The organism is Paracoccus haematequi, assembly GCF_900631945.1.
In the GTDB taxonomy this organism is placed as follows: Bacteria; Pseudomonadota; Alphaproteobacteria; order Rhodobacterales; family Rhodobacteraceae; genus Paracoccus; species Paracoccus haematequi_A.
In genome coordinates this window covers 44,322-60,549 of the sequence record NZ_UZWE01000046.1, presented here as the reverse complement: position 1 = coordinate 60,549, position 16,228 = coordinate 44,322, and the positions used below count along the sequence as shown (strand labels likewise).

The window sequence follows — 16,228 nt, the reverse complement described above, 5'->3', positions numbered from 1 at the left end:
CTTCGCCGAACGATGCGCCTTCCGTCGCCAACCGCCGGGCCTTCAACGGCCGGCCAGCGTCCGCCCCGCCGATGTCGCCCTAGCTGTTCGGATCCTGATACACGCCGGTTTCCTTCAGCGTGTCCATGACCTCTTTCGGCATATAGGTCTCGTCATGCTTGGCCAGCAGATCGCGGGCCTCGAAGCGGCCGTTGCGGTAATATCCCTTCGCGATGGTGCCTTGGCCTTCCGTGAACAGGTCGGGACGCGGGTCGCGGCCGACATAGCTGACGGGAATTTCCGCCGCGCCGTCGGTGATGACGAAATCGAACTCTACCCCGTCGCGGTTGACGATCGAGCCTTCCTTCACCAGCCCGCCCAGCTGGAAATATTCGTCGGGATCTGGCGCGGCCTCGGCCAGCTGCATGGGCGAGCGGTACAGGTTGATGCCGTCGCGAAAGCCGTATCCGATCAGCCCGACCGCGATCACCAGGGCCACGGCGGCCGCGACGATCACCTGGATGCGACGGCGTTTCTTCAGGGATTTCATGCCTGCCATGGCGATAACCTCATGCTGCCTCGAAGCGGATCGGGCGGCGCAGGAACTGCGTGGCCTTGCCCGACACGCGAACCGGGTCGCCGGTCGTCAGATATTTCGAATCCGTCCCCGACCCCAGGAATTCCGGCCTGCGTTTCAGATAGTCGGCCAGGCTTTCGGCGACCAGCCCCGCCTGGCTGAAAACCTTGACGTTCGGGCCAAGCGCCTTCTGGAACGCGTCCTGAACCAGCGGGTAATGAGTGCAGCCCAGGATCGCCGCCTCGGGATGGGGCATCCGCCGCAGCAGCGCCTCGACATGGGATGCCACAAGCGCCTCGGCCAGGATTTCGTCGCCCATTTCAATGGCATCGACCACGCCGCCGCAAGGCTGCGCCTCGACATCGACGCCGACCGCGCGGAAGGCCAGTTCCCGCTGGAAGGCGCGGCTGGCGACGGTGGCGGGGGTGGCGAACAGGGCGACATGCTTGACCGCGACCTCTCGGGGCGGCGAATTGTCGCCCCAGCGGCGTTCGGTCAGCGCTTCGATCATCGGCACGAAGACGCCAAGGACGCGCTTGTCTGCGGGCAGCCAGGTTTCCTGCATCCGCTTCAGCGCGGCGGCGCTGGCGGTGTTGCAGGCCAGGATTACCAGGTCGCAGCCTTCCTGCCACAGCCGTTCCACGCCCGCGCAGGTCAGGTCGAAGATGTCGTCGGCGGTGCGCGTGCCATAGGGCGTGTGGCTGTTGTCGCCCAGATAGACCAGGGGCAGGTCGGGCAGCCGGGCGGCGATGGCCTGATGGACCGTCAGCCCGCCAAGACCCGAATCGAAAACGCCTACCGCCATGATGCCATTCCCCGCCTGTCGCGACGCCCGTTTTAAGGCGCATCGCGACGGTTTGGAATGACTTAGATCAGGTCGCCGACCAAAGTCGTCATTCGGCGGCCTGCTGCAAGGGCGCCTGGCCGCTGCGGAATTGCGCCAGCAGTTCGGCCCGCCGGGCGGCCGCCTGCGCCGCAGCCTGTTCCTTGACCGGGCCATAGCCGCGCACGGTCAGGGGCAGTTCCGCAAGCTCGATGGCGATGGGCATGGTGGCGTCGGTGACACGCGCCAGAACCTCGCGCATGTCGGATTCGTATTCGCGGATCGCGGCGCGTTCATGGCGGCGTTCGGCCGTATAGCCGAAGGGGTCGAAGGGCGTGCCGCGCAGGACTTTCAGCCGCGCCAGAACCTTGAAGGCCCCCAGCATCCATTCGCCGTATTCGCGTTTTTTCGGGCGCCCGTCGGCATCCTTGCCGGGCAGGATCGGCGGGGCGAGGTGCAGGGTCAGCTTCGTCTCGCCGTCCCACTGCGCGGCGATCTGCTCGGCGGTGGTCAGGTGCAGCCGCGCGACCTCGTATTCGTCCTTGTAGGCCAGAAGCTTGTAATAGCCGCGCGCGACGCTTTCGCGCAGCGGGGCAGGGGCGGCATCGACCAGCTTGCGGAAGCGCCGGGCCAGGCGCTTGCCCTGATAGTCCACCAGCCGCGCCTGGCGATAGGCCACCGGGTCCGGGGGAAGCTGCGTCAGCTCGGCCGGTTTGCGGGTCTGGTCGGGAAAGGCCATGGCCCAGCGGCCGATAAGGAAGGCGCGCTGGTTTTCCGCGACCTTGGCGCCGTTCAGCTCGATGGCCTGCATGATCGCCTCCAGCGACAGCGGCAGCAGGCCCTGCTGCCAGGCCGCGCCCAGGACCAGCATGTTGGCATAGATCGAATCGCCCAGCAGCCGCAGCGCCAGGTCGTTGGCGTCGAAGAAGGCCACGCGGTCGCGCAGCCGCGCTTGCAGCGCGACCTTCAACTGGTCCGAGGGCACGCGGAAATCGCGCAGGCGAGTGAAGTCGCCGGTGATGATTTCGTGATCGTTGACCACCGCGCCGGTGCGACCCGTGGTCATCAGCCCGATGGTCTTGGCGCCCGCCGTCACCACCAGATCGCCGCCGATGATGCAGTCGGCCTCGCCCACGGCGACGCGGATGGCGCTGATGTCCTCGGGGCGGTTCGCCAGGCGCAGGTGGATATGGACCGCGCCGCCCTTCTGGGCCAGGCCCGCCATCTCCATCATGCCCGCGCCCTTGCCGTCGATATGGGCGGCCTGGGCCAGCACCGCGCCCAGGGTCACGACCCCGGTGCCGCCGACGCCGGTGATGACGACGTTATGGGTGCCGGTGATCGCGGGCAGGGCGGGGCTTGGCAGGTCCGGGATGTCGAAGGACTCGGCCTGGGGTTTCCTCAGCTTGCCGCCCTGGACGGTGACGAAGCTGGGGCAGAAGCCCTTGAGGCAGGAATAATCCTTGTTGCAGGAGGACTGGTCGATCTGGCGCTTGCGGCCCAGTTCGGTGTCCAGCGGCACGATGGAGACGCAGTTCGACTGGACGCCGCAATCGCCGCAGCCCTCGCAGACCTCGGGGTTGATCCAGACGCGGCGGTCGGGATCGGGAAAGGTGCCGCGCTTGCGGCGGCGGCGCTTTTCGGCGGCGCAGGTCTGGATATAGAGGATCGCGCTGACGCCCTGGGTTTCCGCCAGTTCACGCTGCACGGTCATCAACTCGGCCCGTTCCTCGAAGCGCAGGCCCGCCGGGAACTGCTTGCGGTCGATGTCTTCCTTTTCGTCATAGACGACGACCAGGGGCTTCACGCCCATCGCGACCAGTTCCTCGGCGATCTGCTGGGCCGTCAGCCCGCCCTCGTTCGGCTGGCCGCCGGTCATCGCCACGGCATCGTTGAACAGGATCTTATAGGTGATGGTGGTGCCCGCCGCGATGGCCGCGCGGATTGCCAGAGACCCGGAATGGTTATAGGTTCCGTCGCCAAGATTCTGGAACACATGCTTTCTTTTGCTGAACGGGGCCTCGCCCACCCAGTTCACCCCCTCGCCGCCCATATGGGTGAAGCCGGTGGTTTCGCGGTCCATCCACTGCACCATGTAATGGCAGCCGATGCCCGCATAGGCGCGGCTGCCCTCGGGCAGCTTGGTCGAGCTGTTGTGCGGGCAGCCCGAACAGAACCAGGGCGTGCGCGTGGCGATTTCGGGCGCATTGTCGGCGCGACGCACCTCGGACAGGCGGGTCAGCCCGGCCTTGATGTGGTCGGTGCCGCGGCCTTCCTCGATCAGGATCTCGCCGATCTTCTGGGCGATCATCACCGGATCCAGGGCATAGCGGGTCGGGAACAGTTCGGCGCCGGTGCGGTCGTGCTTCCAGCCGTGGACGCGGCGGCCGTGGCGGTTGTCGAAGATCGCTTCCTTCAACTGAACCTCGATCAGCTTGCGCTTTTCCTCGACGCAGACGATCAGTTCCAGCGTTTCCGACCATTCCTGGAAGGACTTCATGTCCAAGGGCCAGGTCTGCCCGACCTTGTAGGTGGTCAGGCCCAGCCGTTCGGCCTCGGATTCGTCGATGCCCAGCAGGGACAGGGCGTGGACCAGATCCAGCCAGTTCTTGCCCGCCGCGACGAAGCCGATCTTGGCGCCGGGCTTGCCCCAGACCTTGTGGTCGATCTTGTTGGCGCGCGAAAACGCCTCGGCCGCCCAGCGTTTATAGTCGATCATCCGCGCCTCGGACGCCACCGGCGTGTCGTGCAGGCGGATGTTCAGCCCGCCTTCGGGCATGGTGAAGTCGGGCGTCACGAAGGACAGCCGGAAGGGATCGCCGTTCACGACGCTGGTCGCCTCGACCGTGTCCTTCATGGTCTTGAGGCCGGTCCAGACCCCCGCGAAGCGCGACAGGGCAAAGGCATACAGCCCGTAATCCAGGATCTCCTGCACCCCGGCAGGGGACAGCACCGGGATATAGCGGTCGATCATCGCCCAGTCCGACTGGTGCAGCACGGAACTGCTTTCGCCGGTATGGTCGTCGCCCATCGCCATCACGACGCCGCCATGAGGCGAGGTGCCCGCCATGTTGGCATGGCGCATCACGTCGCCGGAACGGTCCACGCCCGGCCCCTTGCCATACCACAGCGCGAAGACGCCGTCGTATTTGCCTTCGCCGCGCAGTTCCGCCTGCTGGCTGCCCCAGATGGCGGTCGCGGCCAGATCCTCGTTCAGGCCGGGCTGGAACAGGATGTTCGACGCGGACAGCCGCTTGCCTTCGCGCATCATCGCCAGATCGACGCCCCCCAGCGGCGATCCGCGATAGCCGGTCACGAACCCCGCCGTGTCCAGCCCCGCCGCCTTGTCGCGCGCCGCCTGCATCAGCATCAGCCGCACCAGGGCCTGAGTGCCGTTTAGCAGCACCTGCGGCTTGGTCAGGTCAAAGCGGTCGGCTAGCGAGAATTCTTGCTTGCTCATTGAAACGTCTCCTCCACCACCCGCATTATAGGTCAGGTTTGCTGACCGACGAAGGAAAAACTGCGTGTGCGGCTTTCGCTTGCCGGAATGCTGCATTCAGGATAGGTCTGCAAAAATTGCATGGCAGGCACGGCAGGATTGTAACAGCATGGACTGGGACAAGCTCAGAATATTTCACGCGGTTGCCGATGCGGGCAGCCTGACCCATGCCGGCGACACGCTGCATCTGTCGCAATCGGCGGTCAGCCGGCAGATTCGCGCCCTGGAGGAATCGCTGGGAACCACCCTGTTCCATCGCCACGCGCGCGGACTGATTCTGACCGAGCAGGGCGAGCTGCTGTTCGAGGCGACCTCCTCGATGGCGCGCAAGCTGGACACAGCCTCGGCGCGAATCCGCGACAGCGAACAGCATGTCTTCGGCGAATTGAAGGTGACGGCCACAGTCGGCTTCGGCACGCTGTGGCTGGCGCCCAAGCTGGTCAAGCTGTACGACAAGTATCCCGACCTGAAGATCGATCTGATGCTGGAGGAACGGGTGCTGGATCTGCCCATGCGCGAGGCCGACGTGGCGATCCGCATGAAGGAACCCAGCCAGTCCGATCTGATCCGCCGTCGCCTGCTTTCCGTGCGGATGCGCCTTTATGCGACCCAGGAATATTTGGACAAGGCGGGCGTGCCCGAAACCATCGCCGACCTGTCGCCCTATCGGCTGATCTGCCAGAAGCCCGACCAGCCCCAGGTCGCGGCGGGCGCGCGGCTGGTGCAGGAAATCATGGCCCAGAACATCGGATCGACGCTGACGGTCAACAACTATTTCGGCGTCCTGCAAGCCGTTCTGGCCAATCTGGGGATCGGCGTGCTGCCCGATTACCTGACCGCCGACCACAAGCGGCTGGTGCGGGTGCTGCCGAATCTGGATTCGGGCGAGGTGCCGGTGTTCCTGGCCTATCCCGAGGAACTGCGCCAGACCCGCCGCGTGACCGTGTTCCGCGATTTCGTGCTGGAGGAAATCCAGGCCTTCCGCCGCCGCCAGAGCGAAGCCCTGCTGCTGTCCGAGGCCGCCGCGACCGACTAAGGTCGCAAGCCGCGCGACATATCTGCAACTTCCGCGTGTCGCCATTCCGCCACTGCATGGCGGCTATGCGGGCGGGGCGGTGCCATTGGTCTTGAACCGTTAACAACCTGCCCATAAATCAAGCGTCGAAGGCGATGGTCAGCGTAATCGCTCATCACCTTCTACCTCCCTGTTGGACTTAGGCCGGGCCTCGTGCCCGGCTTTTTTTTGGCCCTGCCTCGGGGGCGGGCCTCGGGCGGGCCTTCCCATGCGCGGCATCTGGCCATAAAAGGCCGGGAAACCTCGGCAGGAAGGCACCACGATGCAGGAACCGACGATCACCCCCGACCTGATCGCCGCGCACGGGCTGAAGCCCGACGAATACGACCGGATCCTGGACATCATCGGGCGCGAACCCACGTTCACCGAACTGGGCATCTTCTCGGCGATGTGGAACGAGCATTGCTCCTATAAATCGTCCAAGAAATGGCTGCGCACCCTGCCCACCACCGGCCCGCAGGTGATCTGCGGCCCCGGCGAGAACGCGGGCGTGGTGGACATCGGCGACGGCCAGGCGGTGGTCTTCAAGATGGAAAGCCACAACCACCCCTCCTACATCGAGCCGCACCAGGGCGCCGCGACCGGCGTGGGCGGCATCCTGCGCGACGTGTTCACCATGGGCGCGCGCCCCATCGCCGCCATGAACGCGCTGTCCTTCGGCCGCCCCGAACATCCCAAGACCCCGCATCTGGTCAAGGGCGTGGTCGAGGGCATCGGCGCCTATGGCAACGCCTTCGGCGTCCCGAACGTGGGCGGAGAGGTGCGCTTCCACCGCAGCTATGACGGCAACTGCCTGGTCAACGCCTTCGCGGCCGGTCTGGCCGATGCGGACAAGATTTTCTATTCGGCGGCCTCGGGGATCGGGATGCCGGTCGTCTATCTGGGCGCCAAGACCGGCCGCGACGGGGTGGGCGGCGCAACCATGGCATCGGCCGAGTTCGACGACTCCATCGAGGAAAAGCGCCCAACGGTGCAGGTGGGCGACCCCTTCACCGAGAAATGCCTGCTGGAAGCCTGCCTGGAACTGATGCAGACGGATTCCGTCATTTCGATCCAGGATATGGGCGCGGCCGGGCTGACCTGTTCGGCGGTCGAGATGGGCGACAAGGGCGGGCTGGGCATCAAGCTGATCCTCGACGCCGTGCCGCAGCGCGAAACCGCCATGACGGCTTATGAGATGATGCTGTCGGAATCGCAGGAACGGATGCTGATGGTGCTGAAGCCCGAGAAGGAGGCCGAGGCCCGCGCGATCTTCGAGAAATGGGATCTGGATTTCGCCATCGTGGGCGAGACCATCGCCGAGGACCGCTTCCTGATCCTGCATGGCAATGAGGTCAAGGCCGACCTGCCGCTGTCCAAGCTGTCCTCCAGCGCGCCGGAATACGACCGCCCTTGGGTGGAAACCCCCGCCGCCGGTCCCGCGCCGACCCTGCCGCCGATCACGCCCCTCAAGGCGCTGCGGGCGCTGATCGGTTCGCCCAACCATGCCCACAAGGGCTGGGTCTGGGAACAATACGACACCCAGGTGGGCGCCGACACGATCCGCCGCCCCGGCATGGGCGCGGGCGTGGTCCGTGTCCACGGCACGAACAAGGCGCTGGCCTTTACCAGCGACGTGACGCCCCGCTACGTCAAGGCGAACCCCTTCGAGGGCGGCAAGCAGGCCGTGGCCGAGGCTTATCGCAACCTCACCGCCGTGGGCGCGCTGCCGCTGGCCACCACCGACAACCTGAACTTCGGCAACCCCGAAAAGCCCGAGATCATGGGCCAGCTTGTCGGCGCCATCAAAGGCATCGGAGAAGCCTGCGCGGCACTGGATTTCCCGATCGTGTCGGGCAACGTGTCGCTGTACAACGAAACCGACGGCAAGGGCATCCTGCCCACCCCTACCATCGGCGGCGTGGGCCTGATCGACGACCTGTCGAACCTGATCGCGGGCCTGCCGTCGGAAGGCGACGTGGCCGTCGTCATCGGCGAGACGCGCGGCCACCTGGGCCAGTCGGCCCTTGCCGCCGAGGCTTTCGGGATCGAGGAAGGCGACGCCCCCCCTGTCGATCTGGCCGCCGAGCGCAAGCATGGCGAATTCCTGCGCGCCAACCGCGCGCTGGTGACATCGGCGACCGACCTGTCCGACGGCGGCCTGGCGCTTGCCGCCTTCGAGATGGCCGAGGCGGCGGGCATCGGCATCCGGCTGGACAGCGGCGACATCGCGCAGCTGTTCGGAGAGGACCAGGCCCGTTATCTGGTTGCCTGCACGGCGGAAGGCGCCGACGCCCTGCTGAAGGCCGCCGACGCGGCAGGCGTTCCCGCCGCGCAAGTGGGCGTCTTCGGCGGCCTGGCCGTGCAGATGGGCGATGACGCGGGCGATCTGGCGGACCTGTCGGACCTGTATCGCACCGCCTTTGCCAAGGCGATCCGGGGCGACATGCCGGACCACGCATGACGGTCAGGGCCCCGGCGGGTTATGCCGCCATCGTCACCGCCGCCGGACGCGGCACCCGCGCCGGGGGCGAGCCGAAGCAATGGCGCGACCTCGCGGGCCGCAGCGTCCTGGCCCGCTCGCTTGACGCCTTCGCGGGCTTCGGCCGCGTGGTGCTGGTGGTCCATCCTGACGACATGGCCCGCGCGCTGCGAGATTTCGCGGGCGGCGTGACCATCGTCACCGGCGGAGACACACGCGCCGCCAGCGTCATGGCGGGGCTTGAGGCGCTGCAAGGGCAGGCGACCCATGTCCTGATCCACGACGGCGCGCGTCCCCTGGTCAGCGACGCGGTGATCCGGGGCGTGATCGACGCGCTGCAAGTGGGCGCGCCCGCCGCCGCCCCGGCGCTGCCTGTTACCGATGCCTTGTGGCGCGGTGGGGACAACACCGTCACCGCCACCGCCCCCCGCGACGGGTTGTTCCGCGCGCAAACGCCTCAGGGCTTTGCCTTGGACCAAATATCCAAAGCGCACCGCCTCCACCCGGACAACGCCGCCGACGATGTGGAACTGGCTCTCAAGGCCGGGATCCCGGTTGCCATCACGCCAGGGTCCGAGGACAATCTGAAGATCACCTTTCCCGCCGATTTCGCGCGGGCCGAACGCATTCTGGGGGCCGCGATGGATATCCGCCTTGGCAACGGCTACGACGTTCACGCCTTCGGGCCGGGCGACCACGTCTGGCTCTGCGGCGTGCGGATCGCGCATGAGGCGGGCCTGGTCGGCCACTCCGACGCCGATGTGGGGATGCACGCCCTGACCGACGCCATCTATGGCGCCTTGGCCGAGGGCGATATCGGCCGTCATTTCCCGCCCAGCGATCCGCAATGGAAGGGCGCCGACAGCGCCATCTTCCTGCGCCACGCGGCCGACCTGGCCCGCGAACGGGGGTTCACCTTCGGCAATGCCGACGTGACGCTGATCTGCGAGGCGCCGAAAATCGGCCCACACGCGCAGGCCATGCAGGCACGTCTGGCGCAGATCATGCACGTCGATCCGGCGCGCATCAGCGTCAAGGCCACCACCTCGGAACGGCTGGGCTTCACCGGGCGGCGCGAGGGCATCGCCGCCATCGCCACCGCCGCGCTGATGAAGGCCTGACCCATGATCGCGATGATCGTCACCTTTTTCGGCATCGGCCGCCTGCGTCCCGCGCCCGGCACCTGGGGATCCGCCGCCGCCGTCCTGCTGGCCGTCCTGGTCTATCAGGCGGGGGGCGCGTTGCTGATCCCCCTGGGCGCGGTTCTTGCCGCGGTGGTCGGCTTCTGGGCGGTGCCGCAGGCGCTGCGGCTGACCACCGACGAAGACCCGTCCTGGATCGTGATCGACGAGGTGGCGGGCCAGTGGCTGGCCATGTCCTTTACCGTCATCCCGCTGTGGCGGCACGGGATCTCGATCCTCGACGCCTGGCCGGGCTTTGTCGTGCCCTTCCTGCTGTTCCGGCTGTTCGACATCTGGAAACCCTGGCTGGTGGGCCGCGCCGACCGGCAGGGCGGGGCCGTGGGCGTGATGATGGACGACCTGTGGGCCGGGCTGTTCGCGGGCGTCGGGTCCGTCGCCTTGGCGGGCCTTTACCATGCCGTGCTGGAGCCGATGCTGTGACCCTTGCCTCTGACGTTCTGGATGCCGCCCGCGCGCGCGGCGTGATGATCGCCACCGCCGAAAGCTGCACCGGCGGGCTGATCGCGGGCGCGCTGACCGAGGTGCCGGGATCCTCGGACGCCGTGGATCGGGGCTTCGTCACCTATTCCAACGCCGCCAAGCGGCAGATGCTGGGCGTCCGCGCCGAAACGCTGGACGCCCACGGCGCCGTCAGCGAACAGGTCGCGGCGGAAATGGCCCTGGGCGCGCTGCGCAACTCGGATGCCGGAATCGCGGTGTCGGTGACAGGGATCGCCGGGCCGGGCGGGTCGGAACACAAGCCCGAGGGGCGCGTCTGCTTCGGCATCGCCCAGCCCTTCGGCACCCGCACGGAAACCGTGGAATTCGGCGCCATCGGCCGCAGCCAGGTCCGCGCCGCGACCGTGGACCACGCGCTGCGGATGCTGCTGGACGCGTTGCGCGGCTAGCAACGCGCGACGGGTTAACAGCCCGTTAACGCGCCCCCGCCACCCTTGCGCCCTGGTTTCAGGACGGGGGTATTCATGCCAAGCGTTGAGGAAGTCGCGGCCCAGATCGTCGGGCGCGAGGGCGGTTATGTGAACGACCCGGACGATCCGGGCGGCGCCACGAATTTCGGCGTGACCATCGGGACGATGAAGGCTCTGGGCCTGGATCTGAACCGCGACGGGCGCATCGACGCGACCGACGTGCGGTCGCTGACCCGTGGCCAGGCGCAGCAGATCTTCGTCGAACACTATTTCCGCCGCCCGCGCCTGTCGGAATTGCCCGAGGCGGTGCAGGCCAGCGTCTTCGACATGTATGTGAATGCCGGGACCAATGCGGTGAAGATCCTGCAACGGCTGGTCGCGCGCATGGGCTTTTCGGCCACGGCGGACGGCGTGATCGGCCCGCAGACCGTCGCCGCCGCGCGCGACGCCGCCGCTGCGGCGCCCGATCACCTGGCCGATGCCTATGGGATCGCCCGGCGAAATTACTACTATGCCTTGGCCGATCAGCGCCCGGCCAGCCGGAAATATGCGCGCAGCAAGGCGGGCGGCAAGGGCGGCTGGATCACCCGGGCCGAGGAATTCATCAGCCCCCGCTATCACCTGACCGAGGCCGAGCATCGCGAAAGGACCGCCAAATGGGCATGATCGACCGCTTCATCGGGCTGGGGCAGGGCGTCACCGCCCTGGGCAGCGCCGCGACCGGCATGGCCGAGGTCTTCACCCAGAACGCCACCCGCAAGATGGAGCTTGAGGAGGAGGCTTATGCCCGCGCCATCACCCAGCTGGGACAGGAATTCCAGACCGTCCGCCCCGGCTTTTTCGACAGCTTCGTCAATGGCCTGAACAGGCTTCCCCGGCCGCTTCTGGCCTTGGGGACGATGGGCCTGTTCGTCTATGCCATGGTCGAGCCGCAGGGCTTCGGCCTGCGCATGGTCGGGCTGCAACAGGTGCCCGAACCGCTGTGGTGGCTGCTGGGGGCCATCGTCGGCTTCTATTTCGGCGCACGAGAGGCGCATCATTTCCGCCACCGCGTCTGGCCCGCCGCGCAGGTGCAGACCAGCGTCACGGCGACGGCGGGGCAGGCATCGACCGGGCAGGTGCCGGCCCAGCGTCCCCGCGACGATTTCGCCGACAACGCGGCGCTGCGCGACTGGGTGGCGACCCTGCGCGAATAGGCCGCAGCGCGCGACACGCAAAACTGATGACGGCGACCAAGGGGGGACTTTCCCCCCTTTTTCTGTGGCCCTATGATCGGCGGAACCCAAGGATCCAAGCCATGACAGCAGAATTCGGCCATTTCGCCCTGATCCTCGCCTTTGCGGTATCGTTGTTCCAGATGGTGGTGCCGATGGTCGGGGCGTCGAAGGGATGGGGGCCGTGGATGGACAGCGCCCGTCCCGCCGCCGTGGCGCAGTTCCTGCTGGTCGGGCTGTCCTTCGCGGCGCTGACGATGGCCTTCGTCTCGTCCGACTTCTCGCTGAAGCTGGTTTACGAGAACTCGCATACCGCGAAACCCATGCTCTACAAGATCAGCGGCGTCTGGGGGAACCACGAAGGATCCATGCTGCTGTGGGTGCTGATTCTGGCGCTGTTCGGCGCGGCGGCCGCGGCTTTCGGCGACAACCTGCCGCCGGCGCTGCGGGCGCGGGTGCTGGCGGTGCAGGCCGCGATCGGCGCGGCCTTCTATGCCTTCATCATCTTCACCTCGAACCCGTTCCTGCGGCTGGCAAGCCCGCCCTTCGACGGGCGCGACCTGAACCCGCTGCTGCAAGACCCCGGTTTGGCGTTTCACCCGCCGTTCCTTTATCTGGGCTATGTCGGCCTTTCGATGGCCTTCAGCTTCGCCGTCGCCGCCCTGATCGAAGGACGCGTGGACGCCGCCTGGGCGCGGTGGGTGCGGCCCTGGACGCTGGCCGCCTGGATGTTCCTGACCATCGGCATCGCGCTTGGCAGCTGGTGGGCCTATTACGAGCTTGGCTGGGGCGGCTTCTGGTTCTGGGATCCGGTGGAAAACGCCAGCTTCATGCCCTGGCTGCTGGCCGCCGCCCTGCTGCACAGCGCCGTTGTGGTGGAAAAGCGCGAGGCGCTGAAAAGCTGGACCATCCTGCTGGCGATCATGGCCTTCGGCTTTTCGATGATCGGGACGTTCATCGTCCGGTCGGGCGTGATCACATCCGTCCACAGCTTCGCCAGCGATCCGGCGCGGGGGGTGTTCATCCTGGGCATCCTGGTGGTCTTCACCGGCGGGGCGCTGACGCTCTATGCCGCGCGGGCGCAGCAGATGACGGCCAAGGGGGTCTTCGCCCCGGTGTCGCGCGAAGGGGCCCTGGTGCTGAACAACGTCCTGCTGGCGGTCTCGGCCTTCGTGGTCTTCATCGGCACGATGTGGCCGCTGATCGCGGAACTGCTGTGGGACCGCAAGCTGTCGGTCGGCGCACCCTTCTTCAACCAGGCCTTTACACCGTTCATGATCGTGCTGGCCATGGTGCTTCCCCTGGGGTCGATCCTGCCCTGGAAGCGGGCGGTTCTGGGCCGGGCGATGCGGCCGCTGTGGCCCGCGCTGGCGCTGACCGGCGCGGTCATGGCGCTTGTCTGGGCGGTCTCGACCGGGCGGTCGGCCATTGCCGTCATCGGCGCGGGCCTGGGCGCCTGGATCATCTTCGGCGCCTTGGCCGAGCTGATCCACCGCACCGGCCAGTCGGGCCTGTCGCGCCTGTTGCGCCTGCCGCGCGCCGATTGGGGCAAGGCCGCCGCCCATGCCGGGCTGGGCGTCACCTTCATCGGCGTCGCCCTGCTGACCGCCTGGCAGGTCGAGGATATCCGCGTGGCCCAGGTCGGACAGCCCTTCACGGTCGCCGATTACCAGATCACCCTGCAAAGCGTGGATGAGGTCGAGGGGCCGAACTATCTCTCGACCATGGCGACGATGCAGGTCGCGCGCAACGGTCGGACGGTCGCCACGCTGCATCCCGAAAAGCGCGTCTATCCCGTCCAGGCCATGCCCACGACCGAGGCCGCCATCGACAACGGCATCTTCCGCGACATCTATCTGGTCATCGGCGACGCGCAGGCGGATGGCGGCTGGGCGGTGCGGATCTATATCAAGCCCTTCGCGAACTGGATCTGGGCGGGGTCGCTGCTGATGGCGCTTGGTGGCATCGTCAGCCTGTCCGACCGCCGTTATCGCGTGGCCGCGGGCGCCCGCCGCGCGCCGGCCAAGACGGTGCCCGCGGAATGAGGCGGCTTGTCCTGCTGATTGCCCTGCTGCTGCCGGTCGCGGCCTTCGCTGTCCAGCCGGACGAGGTTCTGCCCGATGCGGCGGCCGAGGCGCGGGCACGCGAAATCTCGCAAAAGCTGCGCTGCCCGGTTTGCCAGGGCGAGAATATCGACGAATCGAACGCCCCCATCAGCCGCGACCTGCGGCTGTATGTGCGGGAACGGATCGTGGCGGGCGACAGCAATGACCAGGTGATCGACGCGGTGGTGGACCGTTTCGGCGAATTCGTGCTGTTCGAGCCGCGCGCCCAGGGCGGCAACCTGGTGCTGTGGCTGGCCGGACCGCTGGCGCTGTTGCTGGCCCTGCTGGGCGCCTGGCGCTTCTTGCGGTCCCGCGCCACGGCCTGCCCCGAAGATGCGCAGGTCCTGACCCAGGCGGAACGCGACCGGCTGGATCAGATCATGCGCGACTGACGCCGGGTCGCCCTTTTCCAAGCCGTCGTTTCGGTCATGATGTCCCGCAAAAGGGGGACAATCATGAGTTTCGAGACCATCGAATTCACCGTCAGCGAGGGGGTCGCCACGCTGACCCTGAATCGGCCGCAGGTGATGAACGCGCTCAGCAGCCGGATGCGGGCCGAGATCACCGAGGCCGCCTCGACCCTGCCCAGCGACGCGCGCTGCCTGGTCATCACCGGCGCGGGGCGCGGCTTCTGTTCAGGGCAGGATCTGACCGACCGCGCCGCGGCGGCGGATCTGGAGGGCACGCTGCGGGACGAATACGAGCCGATGCTGCGGGCGATCCGCGCCTGCCGCGCGCCGGTCATCGCGGCGGTCAACGGCGTGGCGGCGGGGGCGGGCGCGAACCTTGCGCTGGCGGCGGATGTGGTGATCGCGGCGGAAAGCGCCAGCTTTATCCAGGCCTTCGCGCGGATCGGCCTGGTTCCCGACGCGGGGGGGACGTTCATCATCCCGCGCGCGGTGGGCGCGGCCCGCGCGATGGGCATGATGCTGTTCGCAGAACCCATCACCGCCCGGCAGGCCGCCGATTGGGGCCTGATCTGGGAAGCCCTGCCCGACGACGCCTTTGCCGACGGCGTGGCGCGCCGTGCCCGCCAGCTTGCCGCAGGCCCGACCGCCGCCTATCGCGCGATCCGCGAGGCGGTGCAGGCCTCGACCCAGAACGACATGGACGCCCAACTGGCGCTGGAGGCGCGGCTGCAAGGCGCGGCGGGGCGAACGGCGGATTTCGTCGAAGGGGTGACGGCCTTCCTGGAAAAGCGCCCGGCGCGCTTTACCGGGCGCTAGGCGATCTGGGCGAAGCGCGGGGCCGGCGTGCGGTTGTCGAAGAACGGCACCGTCTCGGGCACCGGCAGCGGCGCGTCCTGCGGCAGGCCCGCGATCAGGCCGGACAATTCGGCCAGAACCACCTCGGTGATGAAGGGCAGGTCCAAGGCCCGCGCCTGGGGCAGCGGCACCCAGTGCAGGTGCGAAAGCTCGTCGCAGGCGCGGCTGAAATCGTCGGGATCGGTGACCAGGCTGGCGGCGTCGGCCACGAAGAAATGCGCATCGAACCGGCGCGGGCGGCCCGGCGGCGTGATCGCGCGGAACAGATAGGTCAGGGCCGAGGCATCGGGGGCAAGCCCCGCCTCGGCAAAGCCCGGCCAGCCGCAGGGTCCGGGGCGGCCGATCAACTGGCCGGTCTCCTCGGCCAGCTCGCGCAGGGCGGCGGCGGCGATGGCGTCGGGATCGGGCCGCTGGCCGGGACGCGGTTCCTGGGCCAGGCGGCCGCGATGCGGCTGGACCAGCGGCGCGGCCAGCGGAACAAAGGCGTCCTCGGCATCGACCGCGCCGCCGGGAAAGACGTATTTCGACGGCATGAACACCGCCCCCGCCCCGCGCATCCCCATCAGGACCGAGGCGCCGCCCGCCGTCCTGCGCAGCAGGATCACCGTCGCCGCGTCGCGGATGGGCGTGGGGTCGGTCACGATGATGCCAGGGGCCTTGGTTCCGCGCCGAAACCGTGCATCCGCCGTGCCCATTGCAGGCCCACGAAGGCGCCCTTGATGCGCGGCAGCAGCAGCAGCGACAGGATCACCGCGCCCAGGCCGAAGGTCCAGATCATCGTCATGGCCGAGGGCCGCCACGCCACATAGCAGGCCAGCAGCAGCGGCGCGCCCAGATGCGAGACCAGCAGGATCGTCAGATAGGCCGGGCCGTCGTCGGCGCGCTGATGGTGCAGCGCCTCGTTGCAGGCGGGGCAGTGATCGGCAACCTTCAGAAAGGACCGGAACAGCTTGCCCTCGCCGCAGCGGGGACAGCGGCCCAACGCGCCCCGCAGCATCGCCTGGCCGGTAGGGCGTTCGGATGAATCGAGGGGGGCTGCGGTCGAGGGCATGGCAATCTCCGGAAAGTCTGGCGGGCGATGCCAATGTAGGGGCTGCGCCGCCCCGTTGCCAGCCCCTCT

15 protein-coding genes are annotated in these 16,228 nt (G+C 67.8%); 10 read left to right on the top strand and 5 right to left on the bottom strand.

The annotated features are described in order from the left end of the window. Nucleotides 1-79: 79 nt before the first annotated feature. The 3 genes from ccmE to PARHAE_RS15925 all read right to left on the bottom strand — a co-directional run bounded on the left by ccmE (nt 80) and on the right by PARHAE_RS15925 (nt 4,839). On the bottom strand, nt 80-529 hold the full coding sequence (gene ccmE / locus PARHAE_RS15935) for a cytochrome c maturation protein CcmE (RefSeq protein WP_126155589.1): 450 nt from the start codon (nt 527-529) through the stop codon (nt 80-82). Between the two features lie 19 nt (nt 530-548). Further along, nucleotides 549-1,361: a glutamate racemase gene (locus PARHAE_RS15930; protein WP_126155559.1), complete on the bottom strand. Its 813-nt coding sequence runs from the start codon at nt 1,359-1,361 to the stop codon at nt 549-551. Nucleotides 1,362-1,449: 88 nt separating this feature from the next. After that, nucleotides 1,450-4,839, bottom strand: a complete 3,390-nt coding sequence (locus PARHAE_RS15925) for an indolepyruvate ferredoxin oxidoreductase family protein (protein ID WP_126155558.1) — start codon at nt 4,837-4,839, stop codon at nt 1,450-1,452. Nucleotides 4,840-4,987: 148 nt separating this feature from the next. Between PARHAE_RS15925 and PARHAE_RS15920 the strand changes: the two genes are divergently transcribed. The 10 genes from PARHAE_RS15920 (at nt 4,988) to PARHAE_RS15880 (ending at nt 15,069) form a co-directional block, all read left to right on the top strand. Next, nucleotides 4,988-5,914 (top strand): LysR family transcriptional regulator, encoded by a 927-nt coding sequence (locus PARHAE_RS15920; protein ID WP_126155557.1) that lies wholly within the window; start codon nt 4,988-4,990, stop codon nt 5,912-5,914. Between the two features lie 301 nt (nt 5,915-6,215). Then, nucleotides 6,216-8,396 (top strand): phosphoribosylformylglycinamidine synthase subunit PurL, encoded by a 2,181-nt coding sequence (gene purL, locus PARHAE_RS15915; protein ID WP_126155556.1) that lies wholly within the window; start codon nt 6,216-6,218, stop codon nt 8,394-8,396. Then, complete coding sequence (locus PARHAE_RS15910; RefSeq protein ID WP_206436994.1) at nt 8,393-9,535, top strand: bifunctional 2-C-methyl-D-erythritol 4-phosphate cytidylyltransferase/2-C-methyl-D-erythritol 2,4-cyclodiphosphate synthase; 1,143 nt, start codon at nt 8,393-8,395, stop codon at nt 9,533-9,535. Before purL ends, PARHAE_RS15910 begins: the two co-directional genes overlap by 4 nt. 3 nt (nt 9,536-9,538) lie before the next feature. Further along, on the top strand, nt 9,539-10,036 hold the full coding sequence (locus tag PARHAE_RS21430) for a phosphatidylglycerophosphatase A family protein (protein ID WP_206436992.1): 498 nt from the start codon (nt 9,539-9,541) through the stop codon (nt 10,034-10,036). Continuing rightward, complete coding sequence (locus PARHAE_RS15905) at nt 10,033-10,503, top strand: CinA family protein (RefSeq protein WP_126155555.1); 471 nt, start codon at nt 10,033-10,035, stop codon at nt 10,501-10,503. Before PARHAE_RS21430 ends, PARHAE_RS15905 begins: the two co-directional genes overlap by 4 nt. A 75-nt stretch (nt 10,504-10,578) precedes the next feature. Beyond that, entirely contained in the window at nt 10,579-11,190 is a 612-nt protein-coding gene (locus tag PARHAE_RS15900; protein ID WP_126155554.1) for a holin-associated N-acetylmuramidase, read from the top strand. Further along, complete coding sequence (locus PARHAE_RS15895; protein ID WP_126155553.1) at nt 11,181-11,720, top strand: holin family protein; 540 nt, start codon at nt 11,181-11,183, stop codon at nt 11,718-11,720. The genes PARHAE_RS15900 and PARHAE_RS15895 overlap by 10 nt, the downstream gene beginning before the upstream one ends. A 101-nt stretch (nt 11,721-11,821) precedes the next feature. After that, the gene (locus PARHAE_RS15890; protein WP_126155552.1) at nt 11,822-13,783 is read left to right on the top strand and encodes a heme lyase CcmF/NrfE family subunit; all 1,962 of its coding nucleotides are present in this window, start codon (nt 11,822-11,824) and stop codon (nt 13,781-13,783) included. Then, complete coding sequence (locus PARHAE_RS15885) at nt 13,780-14,235, top strand: cytochrome c-type biogenesis protein (RefSeq protein WP_126155551.1); 456 nt, start codon at nt 13,780-13,782, stop codon at nt 14,233-14,235. Before PARHAE_RS15890 ends, PARHAE_RS15885 begins: the two co-directional genes overlap by 4 nt. Nucleotides 14,236-14,298: 63 nt before the next feature. Next, nucleotides 14,299-15,069, top strand: coding sequence for an enoyl-CoA hydratase-related protein (locus PARHAE_RS15880; protein ID WP_126155550.1), 771 nt, complete (start codon nt 14,299-14,301; stop codon nt 15,067-15,069). Here the strand turns inward: PARHAE_RS15880 and PARHAE_RS15875 are convergent. Both PARHAE_RS15875 and PARHAE_RS15870 read right to left on the bottom strand, forming a co-directional pair. Beyond that, complete coding sequence (locus PARHAE_RS15875) at nt 15,066-15,803, bottom strand: NUDIX hydrolase (RefSeq protein ID WP_126155549.1); 738 nt, start codon at nt 15,801-15,803, stop codon at nt 15,066-15,068. The two genes, PARHAE_RS15880 and PARHAE_RS15875, sit on opposite strands and share 4 nt — an antisense overlap. Continuing rightward, nucleotides 15,746-16,159: a DUF983 domain-containing protein gene (locus tag PARHAE_RS15870; RefSeq protein WP_126155548.1), complete on the bottom strand. Its 414-nt coding sequence runs from the start codon at nt 16,157-16,159 to the stop codon at nt 15,746-15,748. Before PARHAE_RS15870 ends, PARHAE_RS15875 begins: the two co-directional genes overlap by 58 nt. Nucleotides 16,160-16,228: the final 69 nt, after the last annotated feature.

Bases quoted from the DNA above. Each gene is read 5' to 3' on its own strand.
- ccmE (WP_126155589.1), bottom strand. From the start codon at position 529: ATGAAATCCCTGAAGAAACGCCGTCGCATCCAGGTGATCGTCGCGGCC.
- PARHAE_RS15930 (WP_126155559.1), bottom strand. From the start codon at position 1,361: ATGGCGGTAGGCGTTTTCGATTCGGGTCTTGGCGGGCTGACGGTCCAT.
- PARHAE_RS15925 (WP_126155558.1), bottom strand. From the start codon at position 4,839: ATGAGCAAGCAAGAATTCTCGCTAGCCGACCGCTTTGACCTGACCAAG.
- PARHAE_RS15920 (WP_126155557.1), top strand. From the start codon at position 4,988: ATGGACTGGGACAAGCTCAGAATATTTCACGCGGTTGCCGATGCGGGC.
- purL (WP_126155556.1), top strand. From the start codon at position 6,216: ATGCAGGAACCGACGATCACCCCCGACCTGATCGCCGCGCACGGGCTG.
- PARHAE_RS15910 (WP_206436994.1), top strand. From the start codon at position 8,393: ATGACGGTCAGGGCCCCGGCGGGTTATGCCGCCATCGTCACCGCCGCC.
- PARHAE_RS21430 (WP_206436992.1), top strand. From the start codon at position 9,539: ATGATCGCGATGATCGTCACCTTTTTCGGCATCGGCCGCCTGCGTCCC.
- PARHAE_RS15900 (WP_126155554.1), top strand. From the start codon at position 10,579: ATGCCAAGCGTTGAGGAAGTCGCGGCCCAGATCGTCGGGCGCGAGGGC.
- PARHAE_RS15895 (WP_126155553.1), top strand. From the start codon at position 11,181: ATGGGCATGATCGACCGCTTCATCGGGCTGGGGCAGGGCGTCACCGCC.
- PARHAE_RS15890 (WP_126155552.1), top strand. From the start codon at position 11,822: ATGACAGCAGAATTCGGCCATTTCGCCCTGATCCTCGCCTTTGCGGTA.
- PARHAE_RS15885 (WP_126155551.1), top strand. From the start codon at position 13,780: ATGAGGCGGCTTGTCCTGCTGATTGCCCTGCTGCTGCCGGTCGCGGCC.
- PARHAE_RS15880 (WP_126155550.1), top strand. From the start codon at position 14,299: ATGAGTTTCGAGACCATCGAATTCACCGTCAGCGAGGGGGTCGCCACG.
- PARHAE_RS15875 (WP_126155549.1), bottom strand. From the start codon at position 15,803: ATGGGCACGGCGGATGCACGGTTTCGGCGCGGAACCAAGGCCCCTGGC.
- PARHAE_RS15870 (WP_126155548.1), bottom strand. From the start codon at position 16,159: ATGCCCTCGACCGCAGCCCCCCTCGATTCATCCGAACGCCCTACCGGC.